This window comes from Microbacterium testaceum (assembly GCF_001476655.1).
Classification (GTDB): domain Bacteria; phylum Actinomycetota; class Actinomycetes; order Actinomycetales; family Microbacteriaceae; genus Microbacterium; species Microbacterium testaceum_C.
Window position 1 is genome coordinate 1 of the sequence record NZ_LDRT01000079.1, and the last position, 13875, is coordinate 13875.

General features: G+C 71.2%; 11 protein-coding genes. 10 read left to right on the forward strand and 1 reads right to left on the reverse strand.

Translation table 11 applies throughout. The annotated features are described in order from the left end of the window. The 9 genes from NS220_RS11845 to NS220_RS11885 all read left to right on the forward strand — a co-directional run. On the forward strand, positions 1–910 hold a 910-nt coding region (locus NS220_RS11845; protein WP_058624258.1), incomplete at its 5' end, for a 5-(carboxyamino)imidazole ribonucleotide synthase. A gap of 107 nt (positions 911–1017) precedes the next feature. Beyond that, on the forward strand, positions 1018–1485 hold the full coding sequence (gene purE, locus NS220_RS11850) for a 5-(carboxyamino)imidazole ribonucleotide mutase (RefSeq protein ID WP_058624298.1): 468 nt from the start codon (positions 1018–1020) through the stop codon (positions 1483–1485). Continuing rightward, positions 1482–2945 (forward strand): LCP family glycopolymer transferase, encoded by a 1464-nt coding sequence (locus NS220_RS11855; protein ID WP_058624259.1) that lies wholly within the window; start codon positions 1482–1484, stop codon positions 2943–2945. Before purE ends, NS220_RS11855 begins: the two co-directional genes overlap by 4 nt. Then, complete coding sequence (locus tag NS220_RS11860) at positions 2942–4045, forward strand: glycosyltransferase (protein WP_058624260.1); 1104 nt, start codon at positions 2942–2944, stop codon at positions 4043–4045. The genes NS220_RS11855 and NS220_RS11860 overlap by 4 nt, the downstream gene beginning before the upstream one ends. Before the next feature lie 50 nt (positions 4046–4095). Continuing rightward, complete coding sequence (locus tag NS220_RS11865; protein WP_081323149.1) at positions 4096–5022, forward strand: glycosyltransferase family 2 protein; 927 nt, start codon at positions 4096–4098, stop codon at positions 5020–5022. 23 nt (positions 5023–5045) lie between these two features. After that, positions 5046–7298: a glycosyltransferase gene (locus NS220_RS11870; protein WP_058624261.1), complete on the forward strand. Its 2253-nt coding sequence runs from the start codon at positions 5046–5048 to the stop codon at positions 7296–7298. 45 nt (positions 7299–7343) lie between these two features. Then, positions 7344–8570 carry a glycosyltransferase family 9 protein gene (locus tag NS220_RS11875; protein ID WP_058624262.1) on the forward strand — a complete coding sequence of 409 codons (1227 nt, stop codon included), beginning with the start codon at positions 7344–7346 and terminating at the stop codon, positions 8568–8570. Positions 8571–8644: 74 nt separating this feature from the next. Then, positions 8645–10129, forward strand: a complete 1485-nt coding sequence (locus NS220_RS11880; RefSeq protein ID WP_058624263.1) for a PfkB family carbohydrate kinase — start codon at positions 8645–8647, stop codon at positions 10127–10129. 29 nt (positions 10130–10158) lie between these two features. Next, positions 10159–10740, forward strand: a complete 582-nt coding sequence (locus NS220_RS11885; protein ID WP_058624264.1) for a D-sedoheptulose-7-phosphate isomerase — start codon at positions 10159–10161, stop codon at positions 10738–10740. On the opposite strand, the gene NS220_RS11890 is transcribed toward NS220_RS11885, so the two are convergent. Continuing rightward, on the reverse strand, positions 10725–11330 hold the full coding sequence (locus NS220_RS11890; protein WP_058624265.1) for a D-glycero-alpha-D-manno-heptose-1,7-bisphosphate 7-phosphatase: 606 nt from the start codon (positions 11328–11330) through the stop codon (positions 10725–10727). The two genes, NS220_RS11885 and NS220_RS11890, sit on opposite strands and share 16 nt — an antisense overlap. Before the next feature lie 58 nt (positions 11331–11388). Between NS220_RS11890 and NS220_RS11895 the strand changes: the two genes are divergently transcribed. Then, a complete protein-coding gene (locus tag NS220_RS11895; RefSeq protein WP_153004268.1) occupies positions 11389–13851 on the forward strand; it encodes an LGFP repeat-containing protein in 2463 nt (820 codons plus the stop codon). Positions 13852–13875: the final 24 nt, after the last annotated feature.

Consider the following 13875-nt stretch of genomic DNA (forward strand, 5'->3'; position numbering starts at 1 on the left):
CGTGCTCGCGGCGCTCGTCGACGCGGGCGTCTCCGTCCACCCCGGACCCGCGCCGCTCGCGGTCGCCCAGGACAAGCTCGTCATGCGCACCCGCATGGCTGAGCTGGGACTTCCGCAGCCCGACTGGGCCGCCGTCGCCGACGCGGCCGAGCTCCAGTCCTTCCTCGACGCGCACGGCGGTCGGGCCGTGGTCAAGACGCCTCGGGGCGGGTACGACGGCAAGGGCGTGCGCGTGGTGTCCGCAGCCACCGAGGCCGACGACTGGTTCACGGCGCTCGCCGAGGACGGCAACGGTGGTGCCCTCCTCGCCGAAGAGCTCGTCGACTTCACCCGTGAACTGGCCCAGCAGGTCGCGCGCCGTCCGTCGGGAGAGGTCCGGGTGTACCCCGTCGTCGAGACCGTGCAGCGTGGCGGGGTCTGCGCTGAAGTCGTCGCCCCCGCGCCCCGCGCCGACGCCCGTGCCCAGCGGGTCGCCGCCGAGATCGGCGTCGCCGTCGCGGAGGGTCTCGGCGTCACCGGAATGCTCGCCGTCGAGCTCTTCGAGACCAGCGATGAGCGCATCCTCATCAACGAGCTCGCGATGCGCCCGCACAACAGCGGCCACTGGACGCAGGACGGCGCGGTCACGAGCCAGTTCGAACAGCACCTGCGAGCGGTCCTCGACCTGCCGCTCGGATCGACGGCGGCCATCGCGCCCTGGGCGGTCATGATCAACGTCCTCGGCGGTCCCGAGGAGGGCACGCTCGAGGAGCGCTTCCCGGCCGCGATGGAGGCCCACCCGACCGCGAAGATCCACACCTACGGCAAGGCCCCGCGCCCCGGCCGAAAGGTCGGGCACGTCAACGTGACGGGCGGAGACCTCGACGACGTCGTGTACGAGGCCCGCGCGGCGGCGGCGTTCTTCGATTGAGGTGAGCCTCTGAGCGTGCCGTTGCGAGTTCTTCCAGCGAGCCGCCCTAGCCTGGACCGGTGACCCGGCCGCTGCATTCTTCCGAGACGCCCGTGGTCGGCGTCGTCATGGGCTCCGACTCCGACTGGCGGGTGATGAACGCCGCCTCCGAGGTGCTCACCGAGTTCGGGATCCCCCACGAGGTCGAGGTCGTCTCGGCGCACCGCACGCCCGACAAACTCGTGCGATACGGACGCGAGGCGCGCGCGCGCGGACTCCGCGCCATCATCGCCGGGGCCGGGGGTGCCGCGCACCTGCCCGGGATGCTGGCATCCGTCACCGCCCTCCCCGTGATCGGCGTCCCCGTCCAACTCGCCACCCTCGACGGGCTGGACTCGCTCCTGAGCATCGTGCAGATGCCGGCGGGAATCCCCGTGGCCACCGTGTCGATCAACGGGGCGAAGAACGCGGGGCTCCTGGCCGCTCGTCTCCTCGGTGCGGCCGACCCCGAGGTCGCCGACCGCGTCGAGGCCTACGCGCGCGATCTGGAGATCCAGGTCGAAGAGAAGAACCGCCGGCTCAAGGAGTCTCTATGACGCTCGCGCCGCCGCGCGTGCCCGCGCGCTCCTCGCTGGTCGAGCAGCGTCCCCTGCGCAATCCGGACCTCGGCTCGACCGAGGTCATGACGCGCCGCGGGTGGTGGCTGATCGTCGCGAACCTGCTCATCCCCGGGTCCGCCCAGGTGCTGGCGGGCGACCGACGTCTCGGTCGGTTCGGTCTCGGCGCGACCGTCGCCCTGTGGGTGATGATCGTGCTCATCGCGCTCTGCGCCCTCCTCGCGCCCAGCACTCTGTTCGCCCTGGCCACCGGCTCGTCCATCCCCGACTTCCTCTCGTGGTTCCGGTGGCTCCCGCTCACCCTCGTCCAGGGCGTGCTCATCGGATACGCGGTGCTCTGGATCGTGCTGACGATCGACACGCTGCGACTGGTCCGCCTCGTGCGGACGGGCCCGCTCGCGCGCTTCGGTATCGCGATCGTCTCGATCGGCCTCACCGGCGCCCTCGTTGCGGGCGCCGGCTGGGCGGTGCAGACGGCCGGCACGACGCGTGACGCGTTCGCGGAGATCTTCGCCCAGTCCGCCCCCGTCGTCCCCCCGTCCGACGGGTACTACAACATCCTTCTGCTCGGAGCCGACTCGGGCGAGGGGCGCGACTCCATGCGTTTCGACAGCATCTCGGTGGTCTCGATCAACGCCGCCTCGGGTGCGGTGACCATCACCGGCATCCCGCGCGACATGCCGAACTTCCCCTTCGCGCCGGGACCCATGCAGGACAAGTACCCCAACGGGCACGAGGGCAAATTCGATCCGACCTGCGGGTGGGGCAGCGGAATCAATCAGCTGCGCACCGAGGTCGAGGTCTGCCAGGACGGCAAGACCCTGTATCCGGATGCCGAGGCCCACGGTTCCGAGCCCGGCATCGAGGCGACCAAAGACGCGGCCGAGGGCATCCTCGGCATCCAGATCCCGTACTACGTGCTCCTCGACATGAAGGGGTTCGCGAATCTCGTGGACGCCCTCGGCGGGGTCGACATCACGGTCGACGAGCGTCTGCCCAAGGGCGGACCCGCCTACGACGGCCAGCCCGTCGACGACTGGGCCTTCGGATGGATCGAGCCGGGCGCGCAGCACATGAACGGCGACACGGCGCAGTGGTACGCCCGCTCGCGGTACACCACGAGCGACTTCGATCGGATGCGGCGTCAGCGCCAGCTGCAGGAGGCGATCCTCGCGCAGTTCACCCCGCAGAACGTCCTCACCCACTTCCAGGAGGTGGCCGCGGCCGGGACGAACATCGTCGAGACCGACCTTCCCCAGGGGCTCATCGCTCCGACGCTGGTCGACCTCGCGCTGAAGGCGAAGGACCAGCCCGTCTCGACCATCGAGCTCACTCCCGACGGCGGGGTCGACGAGTTCGACCCGGACTACGCGCAGGTCCAGCAGATCGTCCACGACAAGCTGCATCCCCCCACCGAGACAGAGGCGCCCGCCCCGTGACCGTCACCCTGCGCGTCGTGCTGGACCAGCTCGTCGCTCCCACCTCCCGTGATCTCGCCGAGGCCTCGGCCTCGCTCGCCCAGGCGTTGATCGACACCGCTCCGCGCGGCTGCGACGTCGCCAGCATCGTCCCGTCACCGGGTCTGCCCGACGACGCCGGCGTCACCGGGCTGTCCGCCGAGACGCGCCTGCAGATGCGCCGGCGCGAGCTCGCGGCCTCGTGGCAGCTCGGTGTGGCTCCCGGCGTCGGCAAGGGACTGATCCACTCGCCGACGGCACTCGCCCCGCTCGTCCGGCACGACCGCGTCAACGAGACGCACCAGATCGTCGTCACCCTCTGGGACCTGCGCGCGTGGGAGGCGCCCGACGAACTGCCCCGCGCCGAGGCGCTCGCCTCGCGGGCCCTGCTGTCGCGGGTCGCGAAGCACGCCGACGCGGTCGTGGTGCCCACGCACGCGATGGCCGAGCGGCTCGGGGAACTGGCCAAGTCGAAGCTCGTGTCGAAGGTCCGCGTGATCGGCGGCGCACCGGCGGCGGGGATGCGCGTGCCCTCGGACGCGGTCGGTCGTCTTCGCGCCCTCGATCTCCCCGCGACGTTCCTCGCGGTCGCGGGCGGCAGTGCGCCCTCCGACGGCCTCGCGGACGCCTTCGCCGCAGTGACGGCCGCGGAGTGGGACGGTGACGTGGTCGTCCTCGACGTGCCCGAGGGCGACGAGCCCGCGGTGGTCGAGCTCGCCGTCGCCGCCGGTGTCCCGGAGGCACGCGTGCACGCCCGCGGTTCGCTGGACCAGTGGGATCGGGCGGCGGTCCTCTCGCACGCGGAAGCCTTCGTGACCGGATGCGCCCGGACCGACTGGCCCTGGCGGGCGGTCGATGCGCTGGCCGTCGGCATCCCGATCGTGGCGGTCGACACGCCCGTCCATCGCGAGGTCCTGGCGGATGCCGTGGCCCTCGCGCCCGCCGACGATCTCGGCGCGGCGCTGACGCGGGCTCTGGGCGAGGACGGCGCCCGCCTGCGGGTGCTCGCCGGCGACCGCGCCAAGGGCTTCGCCTGGGAGCCGTGCGCCGATCGCATCTGGGCCCTGCACGCCGAGCTCTAGGCGGACCCCGCGGCGCACACGCCGTCGGGTCCGCCCCTATGCTCGGACGCATGCCTGCACGCGCCGGGATCGTCGTCCGTACCCGCCAACGCCCGGCGTTCCTGCGTCGGGCGCTGGGTGACATCGCCGCGCAGCGGTTCGGCGACTGGCGGGTGGTCGTGGTCAACGACGGCGGAGACGCGGCCGAGGTCGACGCCCTCGTCGAGGAGGCCGGGTTCGGCGACCGTGTGCGCGTCGTCCACATCGCCCCCGGGGATGGGGGGCGGTGCATCGCGGCCAACACGGGGGTGCGCGCTCTCGACACCGAGTACGTGGTGCTGCACGACGACGACGACCGGTGGCACCCCGCGTTCCTCGAGCGCACGGTCGCGTGGCTCGACGCGCACGCCGCCCACGCGGCGGTGTCGGCGGCGACCGAGATCGTCTACGAGGAGAACCACGGGGGAACCTGGGTCGAGGTCGGCCGTGCGCCGTTCTGGGCGGGCATGAGCCGGATCTCGCTCGGCGAGATGATGAGCGTGAACCGCGCCGTCCCGATCTCGGTCGTCTATCGACGCCGCCTGCACGACGAGATCGGCTGGTACGACGAGACGCTCGACGCCGTCGAGGACTGGGACCTCTACCTGCGGATGCTGCGTGGCCACGAGATCGGTTTTCTCGCGGGGGAGCCGCTCGCGTTCTGGACGCAGCGTCCCGACTCGGTGGGCCTCGATGCCAACAGCATGTTCGGTCTCGCGGCCGAGCACGCGCGCGACGACGCGGTGGTGCGCGATCGCGCGCTCGCCGAATGGGTGCAGCGCGAAGGGCCCGGGCTCCCGTTGTACCTGGCCTCGCTGCAGACCCAGCTCGCCGCCCACGTCGACTACGCCGTCGACCGGCTCCGGGCCGAGCTGCGCGACGATGTCCGGCGTGAGATCGACGCCCACCAGCCGCTGCTCTCGCGGGTGCGGCGGCTGCGGAGTCGACTGAGACGGTGACGGCTCGCCCGTAGAATCGAGGGATGCGCCTCGGTCGCCTTCGGGAGAGTGTCCGCCGTTCTCGCGAACTCCCCGTCGTCGGACCGGTGGTCCGGGCCGCGGATCGCATCTGGTGGGCACGGACGATCGGCCGTTCGGAGCTGGTGGATGCCGAGTACTACGGCACCCAGCTCGGATTCCCGCGCGTACCCCGCGCTCTCGCGATCGCGCACTACGTCGCGTGGGGCTTCCGCCGGGGGATGAGCCTGAACCCCCTCTTCGACGACATCGTCGCCGGGGGAGAGCTGCCCGAGGTCCTGCGCGTCCCGGCGCTGTACGCGTACCTCGTGAGCGAGCGTGAGACGGTTCGCGTGCACCCGTGGTGGGATGCCGAGGAGTATGGGCGCGAGCACGGCGCGCCCGGTCTCGAACACGCCTGGGCGCGGCGCGACACCGAGATCGAGCTGACGGCCGCCGGCTGGACGATGCGCATGCCCGTCGCCGAGGTGCGTCGGCGCGCTCTTCGCGCCGCGAGCACCTGGCGACGCCACCGGCACCACCCGTCGCCCGCCGGGTCGCCCGCCGCGGTCGGGTTGGTCCGCCCTCTGCAGGCGCGGGACCGCCGCTACGACGCCAAGCTCCGGCAGGCGGCGGCTCGCGCCACCGTCGATCGCGTCGTCGTCCCGCTCGTCGGAGTCGACGCGGCGCAGTGGGTCTCCGCGCACCTGCTGGCCCACATCGTGCCCGATCTGACCCTCCGGGGCGAGTCTCGTCGCGTGGCGTGGACGCACATGCTGAAGGGTGCCATCGCGCCTCTCGACGTCGAGGTCGTCGTCACCCTCGACCCGCGCGCGGAGTTCGGCGATGACGAGATCGACGCGCTCGTCGCGGCCGCCGGCGACGACGTCGCAGCCGTGCCCGCCCATCTCGCTCAGGACGGAACGATCGACGGTCTCGGCGCAGCGCAAACCGGCGGCGCGGTGGCGTGGCCGATCCTCTCCGGGCACCCGTCGGAGGACCTCGACCCCCTCGATGAGATCGTCTCGGTCCCGCTGCTGCGCAGTCTCAGCGTGGCCGCTCCTCGAGCCGAGCTGCGCGCGCTGCTCGAGCGCACGGGGGTGCGCTCGGCGGCGTCGTTCGCCGATGCCCTGCGCGCGCGGATGGGCGTTCGAGTGTTGACGGCCGTGCGGCCGGTCCTCGAGGAGCCCCTGCTGGTCTTCGACGAGCCTCGGCCGTCGGGGGGAACGGATCCCCGCGACCGCGAGGCCGCCACCGCACTGATCGAGGCCGCGGGGTTCGACGTGGTCGAATGGCGCGGCTCGGCCACGGGCATGATCGCGCCTCACCTCCGGTGGCGCCGACCGCATCCCGACGCGCAGCGCTGGGCGATCAAGACCTGCGCGCCGGCGGGACAGCAGGGCGCCATCTGGGGAGACGTGCACTTCGCCCGTGGTCTCGCCGCGGCGCTGCGGCGTCGGGGCCACTCGGTCGTGATCGATGCCTACGCCGCGCGGTCCCGCTCCACGACGTACCTCGACGACGTCAACGTCGCCGTCCGCGGGATGGATCGCATCGACGCCGTCGAGCCCGGGGTCAACCTCCTCTGGATCATCAGTCACCCCGAGCAGATCACGCGCGACGAGCTCGCCGCCTTCGACAGGGTCTTCGCCGCCTCGGCGGGCTGGTCGCGCAGGACGACGGCGCGCTGGGGCATCGACGTGCAGCCGTTGCTCGAGGCCACCGACACCGACGTGTTCCGCCCGCAGGGCGTCGAGCGCACCGACGAGATCGTCTTCGTCGGCAAAGCGCGCGGGGTGGCGCGGCCGAGCGTCGTCGCCCCCCTCCGCGCCGGTGTCCCTGTCCGCGTCTACGGCCCCGATTGGCGGACCTTCATCCCCCACGCGGCCATCGCCGCTGCGAGCATGCCCCACGCCGACCTGCCGCGACGGTACGAGTCGGCATCCGTCGTCCTCAACGACCAGTTCCCGTCGATGCGGCGCGAGGGGTTCATCGCGATCCGCCCGTTCGACGTGGTGGCGATGGGGGGTCGAGTGATCTCCGAAGAGGTCGACGGGATCGAGGAAATCTTCGGTGGGGCCGTGGTCGTCTACCGCGATGAGGCGCACCTCGTCGAGCTCCTCCGGACGGATCCCGATGAGATCTTCCCCGATGCCGAGCACTTGGCGCAGATCGCGGCCCGGGTCCGCGCCGAGCACTCCTTCGACGCTCGCGCCGCGGTGCTCGACGCGGCGGCCCGCAGCGCTCGCGCGCGCCGGCCCGCGCGACCGCTGCGGTGAGCGGCACACAGGGAGTGCGCGATGCGGCCCTCTAAGCTCGATCCCGTGCGTTCACTCCTCCGCCGGGCCGTCTGGCAGATCAACGCGATCCGTCACCGCGACCCGCTCTCTCCGGCCGTCTTCGCTCGCCTGTTCGGAGCCCGTCGTCGGCGCCCCTGGGACCCGACGGTCCGCCCGCGTCGCATCGTCGTCCTGCGCAGCGACGAGATCGGCGACACCAGCACAACCCTGGCTCTGTTCGCTGCCATCCGCGCCCACTGGCCCGAGGCAACGGTCCACTTCGTGCTCAAGCCCGGACCGGCAACGATGTTCCACGCGACGCCGACCGTCGATCGCGTCATCGAATGGACGCCGGTGACGGAGGGGTCGGCGCTCAAGCGCCAGATCCTCACGGCACGGCAGGGGCTCCGCCGCTTCGGCCTCCGGGGGTACGACCTCGCGATCCTGCCGCGGTGGGACTTCGACGACACCCCGGTCCGGTATCTGGCGGTCGCGTCGCGCGCGCGCTCGGTCGTCGGCTTCGCTCCGGTCCCCGAGCGCGAGCCGGAGTGGTTCGGCCCGCAGGACAAGCTGCTCACCGACGTCATCTCGCGCGGCACGACGCCGCGCCTCACGGTCGGGCAGCTGCGACGCGTCGCCGAGTACCTCGGCCTCCCCTGGGAGGATCACCGTCTCCCGCCCGTCGGTCGGGGTCTCTTCGATGACGCCGACCTGCGCGCGGCGACCGCGAAGGCGGGCCTCGGAGACACCGAAGGAATCGTGGTCGGCCTGGGCATCGGTGCTCGCGATGCGAAGCGTCAGTGGCCCGTCGAGGATCTCGCCGACGTGATGCAGACGCTCTCCGCCGAGCGTCCCGTCGCGGTCCAGATCCTGGGCGGGGGCGTCGACACCGCCCGCGCCCGAGAACTCGTCGCGTTGCTGGAGGCCCGCGGCATCCGTGCCGTCGATCTGGCCGGGAAGCTCAGCCTGAGCGAGAGCGCCGCCGCCATCTCGCGGTGCGATGTGTTCCTGGGCAACGACTCGGGCCTGCAGCACATCTCGAGCAGCCTGGAGGTGCCGACGGCCGTCGTGACCTGTCACCCCGCGACGGGTTCGCCCTGGAGCGACAACGCTCCGGAGCGCTTCGGTCCGTGGTCGGCCCGCAGCGCGATGCTCCAGCCCTCGCACCCGGCGGAGGGGTGCGTCGACGAGTGCGTCGCACGCGAGCCCCACTGCATCCGCGCGGTGCGTCCCGACGAGGTCGCCGCGGCCGTCGAGGGGCTCCTCCGGTAACCCACCGGCTCCGTCCGTTACGCTCGTTCGGTCCGGCCGACCGCCGGTTCGCTCGCCCCACGTCTGGAAGTCACATGTCCGCACTGCCCCCGATCACTCCGCAGCACGTCCTCGGCTTCGAGGGCGCCCGGGTGGTCGTGATCGGCGACGCCATGCTCGACCGCTACGTCGCGGGTGCCGTCGACCGCATCTCGCCGGAAGCGCCCATCCCGGTCCTTCGCGTGCGGCAGGACCGCAGCGTCGCGGGCGGTGCAGCCAATGCCGCGATGAACATCGCGGCTCTCGGCATCCAGACCACGCTCGTGGCCGCATGGGCCGACGACGAGGCCGGGCGCGAGCTCGAACGTCTGCTCTCCGGGACGGGCGTCGCCACCTCGCCCATCCGGCGCGGCAGCGCCCCGACCATCGAGAAGCTGCGCGTCGTGGCGGGAATGCAGCAGATCGTCCGCGTGGACCGCGAGGACCTCACTCCCCTGGATGCCGATGGCATCGACGCCGCCTTCGAGGCTGTCCGTGCGGCCGTGGGTGAATCTCCGTCGCGCACGGCCATCGTCGTGTCCGACTACGCGAAGGGCATGCTGGGCGACGACCTCGTCACGCGGGTGATCGAACTGGGCAAGAGCCTCGGCACCCCGGTCGTCGTCGACCCGAAGTCCACCGACATCCGCAAGTACCGCGGGGCGACGATCGTGAAGCCCAACTTCGCCGAGGCCCTGCAGATGTCCGGTCTGCGTGCCGACGCCCCCGACGAGGAGACCCTCGACACCATCGCCGAGCGGCTGCTCGTCGACGGCATCGAGTCGCTGGCGATCTCCCTCTCCGCAGTCGGCGTGGAGGTCGTCGAGGCGACCGCCCGCACGCGCATCCCGACGCGCGCTCGTCTCGTGGCAGACGTCTCGGGTGCGGGGGACTCGATGATCGCCGGGATCGCCGCGGGGCTCGCCGCCGGCCTCACCACGTTGCAGGCCGTTCAGATCGGCAACATGGCAGCCGGCATCGCCTGCGGCCGGCCGGGCACCGCCGTCGTCTCGAGCGCCGACCTGCTGAACGAGCTGCTCGTGGAGTCCTCGCCCGAGGACCGTCCGGGCACGATCGAGGACTGGGACGAACTCGCTCAGCTCGTCGCCGTCGAGAAAGACGCCGGGAAGTCCGTCGTCTTCGCCAACGGCGTGTTCGACCTGCTGCACGCGGGACACGTGGCGCTTCTGCGGGAGGCGCGCTCTCTCGGCGACGTCCTGGTCGTGGGCGTGAACTCCGACGAGTCCACCGCGCGGCTGAAGGGCCCGACGCGCCCCCTTCAGCCCCAAGCGGACCGCATGAGCGTTCTCGAGGCGGTGCGCTACGTGGACTTCGTCACCGTCTTCGGCGAGGACACTCCGCGCGAGCTGATCCGCGCCATCCGCCCCGACGTCATCGTCAAGGGCTCGGACTACCGCCCCGACCAGGTCGTCGGCGGAGAGGATGCCAAGGCCTGGGGCGGACGCGTCCACATCGTCAATCTGCTCGACGGCGTCTCGACCACGCGCCTGTCGCAGGGTCAGCAGGTCCGCCGCGGCTGAACCGCGACGGATCGGAGGAAGGGAACAAAATGGGTGTTCTTCAGGAGAACCTGCTCGAGAACGCGCAGCGCATGGCGGCGCTCGCCGAAGACGCCGCCTTCGGTGCCGCCTTCGATCGGGCCGCGGATGCCATGATCACGTCGCTGCGACAGGGGGGCACGCTCCTCGCCTGCGGCAACGGCGGGTCGATGACGAACGCCCAGCACTTCGCCGAAGAGCTGACCGGTCGCTTCCGGGGCAATCGCCCGCCCCTACGGGCCATGGCGATCTCGGATCCCTCGCACCTCACGTGCGTGGCGAACGACTACGGCTACGAGTTCGTGTTCTCGAAGTTCGTGGAGGCCTTCGCCCGCCCCGGCGACGTGCTTCTCGCGCTCTCCACGAGCGGGAAATCCCCGAACGTCCTGCGCGCCGCGGAGGCGATGAAGGCCGCGGGCGGCATCGTCGTGGCATCGTCGGCAACGGCTGAGTCGGCCCTCGGACAGATGGCGGACGTCACGATCGCGCTCGGCGGGAGTCGCTGGGCAGACCGGGTTCAGGAGTCGGAGCTCGTCGTCATCCACTCGCTCATGCAGGCGATCGAGGACGGGTTCGGCTACTCCGCGGAGTGAGTCGCGCGCGCTGCCACGAGGGGAGCGAGAGCTGCGGCGAAGGTCGCCAGACTCGGGTAGGTGAGGTCGGCCGCCGGGTCGATCTGGGACGAGATCCGCACGACGGCTCCGCCGCCGTTCGCCGCGGCGAGGCGACGCCCCATCTCCACATCGCCGGGTGTGTCGCCGACCATCACGGAAAGCGCGCCGTCGATCTCCGGGTGCTGCGCGAGATCGTCCTGCGCCATGCCCGGACGGGGCTTTCGACACGGGCAGTCGTCGGCGTCGAGATGTGGGCAGTACCGGATGCCGTCCAGGCGACCGCCGGCCGCGACGATGTGGTGCCGCATCCGTTCGTGAAGCTCGGCGAGCTCGTCCTCCGTCATCAGGCCCTTGCCGATGCCCTGCTGGTTCGTGACCAGGACGATGCGCGGCGCCCACCGCGCGAGGACGGGCAACGCATCCAGGACACCCGGTTCGAAGTGGAACTCGTCCCAGGTACGGACATAACCGCCCATGATGCGGGTGTTCACGACACCGTCGCGGTCGAGGAAAAGAGTCCAGGAGCGACCGACCCGTTCGTCGACGAGAGGGGAGAGACGAGAATTCACCCGACGACGCTAGCAGTGGCGCGCGACGCGGACCGGGGTGTACCGCTACGTTGACCGCATGACCTCTCGGGTTTCCACGGGTATCGCAGCCCTCGCCGTCGTTGTGATGTCGCTGACCAGCGCGACGGGGGCGGTCGCCCTCGAACCGCTTCCGAACGAATCCGCGCCGGTGAAGGCGGCGCCGACGGCGACGGACGCTTCCGCGATCGGCGAGCTCGTGGAGCTCTCCGACCTGCCGGGTTCGACCGGGTCGACGTTCTTCGTGCGGGGCGAGTCCGGCGACACCACCGCCGTCGGTGCGGACGCCGTCCAGGAGATCGGAGCCGTCGCCGGAGACAAGGTCGAGATCGCCGACGGCGAGCTCTCCGTGGTCTCGCCGATCGAGGAGGCGGCGCCCGGGCTGGCCCACACCGTGGACGTCGTGCTGGTGACCGTGCGCATGCCCGCCGCCGATGGCCGACCCGCGTACGACGCCCGTCCCTCCGCGTCGGTGGACACCGTCACCTCGTGGATCTCGTACGCCTCGGATCACCTGCGCCAGGCCAGCAACAGTCGGGTGGCCTCTCTCGCTCTCGGAGCGCGCGCCGAGATCACCACGGCAGGGACGTGCCAGCTCGACCTCGCAGGCTCGTCCGGCGACCTGACCGTCTGGAACGAGGCGGCCCGGGCCATCTCACCCGGACGAAACGCGGCGAGCTACGAGAACAGCGGAGGACGCCACCTCCTCGTGGTGTTCCCGGCCGAGTGCGCGGATGCCTGGCAAGGCTCCGTCGGGATCGCGAACGTCGGCGGTGGCCTCTCGTACGGGGGCAACATCGCTCTGCTCGATCTGGGCCGGGGGCAGCGCCAGGCTTTCCTCCACGAGTTCGGCCACAACCTGAGCCTCCGGCACGCGAACAACTACGCCTGTCTCCCGCTGCAGAAGCACTGGGAAGGGAACGAGGGGTGCGGCTTCGCGGAGTACGCCGACGTCTACGACCCGATGGGGATCGTCGTGGACGGCGACTACGACTCCCCGTTGTTCAATGCGGCGCACCGCGACGCGCTCGGCGGATACCCGGAGGGCAGTCTCGTGACGGTCGAGCAGGATGCCTCGACCTCCGTGACCCTTCGTCCCGCCTCCTCAGCGAACGGCACTCTCGCGATCAAGGTGCGTGATTCCAACGGGTGGGACTACTACCTCGACCTCCGCAACGGCCGTGGCTCCTTCGAGAGCGGCGCGTACTACGCCCGCGGCCGGGAGTGCGAGATCACGTGGGTGTGCACCCGGGACTACGGGGTTCGCATCACCCAACAGCAGTCCGCCGGCACGACGTCGTACGCGGTGGCGAGCGCGCAGGATGACGGCGACGGGTATGCGCTCGTGAAGGGCGATTGGTTCTCATCGTCGGAGGGGACGACCTGCGACATCTGGCTGTCCGTCGACGACATGTCGATGGACGGTGCCGGTCGCCCCACGTCGGCGACCGTGACCGTCCGCACCGGTGACAAGGCACCCGCGTGCGGGACCAGCCCCGACGGAGTCCATCCGTGGTTCCAGGCCAAGTACAAAGAACTGGGCGGCGCCTCCGGCCCGCTCGGCAAGCCGATCGCCCCCATGGTCTGCCAGTCCTCCGCGTGCTGGCAGGAGTTCGCCGGGGGCGTGCTGACCTCGGACGGTACCCAGATCGTGATGCTGTCCACCGCCTACGTGACCACGTGGTTGGCCAACGGCGGCCCGGACGGCGCCCTCGGTCTGGTCGCAGGACCCGAGTCGTGCTTCGGGACCTCTTGCGCGACGCCCTTCACCGGAGGGGTCATCACCTGGGTGCCGGGGCAGGGGGTCACCGCCGTGCCCGTGCACCCCTGGTTCCAGGCGAAGTGGAAAGAGCTCGGTGGGATCACCGGGTCGATCGGAACGCCCACCGAGGGGATGCGATGCCAGTCCTCGGCGTGCTGGCAGCAATTCACCGGCGGCGTCCTGACGTCTGACGGTCGCCAGATCGTCCGGCTCTCCTCGGCGTACGTCTCGACCTGGACCGCCTGGGGCGGACCCGACGGTGATCTCGGGCTCGTGGCCGGAGGCGAGTCCTGTTTCGGAACGTACTGCCAGGCGTCGTTCGTCGGGGGAGTCATCGTCTGGGTGCCGAACAGCGGCGTCTACCCCGTGGCGAAGAAGTGGTTCTATCCCGCGTGGATGGCGCGCGGGGGCGCCACCGGTTCCCTGGGCCTGCCCTCGGACGCCATGAAATGCCAGTCCGCCGCGTGCTACCAGGTCTTCCGGAAGGGCACGCTGACCTCGTCGACGTCCGGCATCCTCTCGCTTTCGTCGGCGTACGTGTCGAGGTGGATCGGCTGGGGCGGTCCAGATGGACAGCTCGGTCTGCTCACCGGGCCCGAGGTCTGCTCCGGTTCGTTCTGCCAGGTGCCGTTCCAGCGGGGCTTGATGGTCTGGCAACCCGGGACGGACGTCCGCACCCTCTTCGGGGATGAGGCCGACGAGTGGCGGCGCACGCACCCGGTGATGGCTCCCGCGCGCTGACCGGGCGCCTTCCCCGAGGAAAAA

Bases quoted from the DNA above. Each gene is read 5' to 3' on its own strand.
- purE (WP_058624298.1), top strand. From the start codon at position 1,018: ATGGGCTCCGACTCCGACTGGCGGGTGATGAACGCCGCCTCCGAGGTG.
- NS220_RS11880 (WP_058624263.1), top strand. From the start codon at position 8,645: ATGTCCGCACTGCCCCCGATCACTCCGCAGCACGTCCTCGGCTTCGAG.
- NS220_RS11870 (WP_058624261.1), top strand. From the start codon at position 5,046: ATGCGCCTCGGTCGCCTTCGGGAGAGTGTCCGCCGTTCTCGCGAACTC.
- NS220_RS11885 (WP_058624264.1), top strand. From the start codon at position 10,159: ATGGGTGTTCTTCAGGAGAACCTGCTCGAGAACGCGCAGCGCATGGCG.
- NS220_RS11895 (WP_153004268.1), top strand. From the start codon at position 11,389: ATGACCTCTCGGGTTTCCACGGGTATCGCAGCCCTCGCCGTCGTTGTG.
- NS220_RS11855 (WP_058624259.1), top strand. From the start codon at position 1,482: ATGACGCTCGCGCCGCCGCGCGTGCCCGCGCGCTCCTCGCTGGTCGAG.
- NS220_RS11865 (WP_081323149.1), top strand. From the start codon at position 4,096: ATGCCTGCACGCGCCGGGATCGTCGTCCGTACCCGCCAACGCCCGGCG.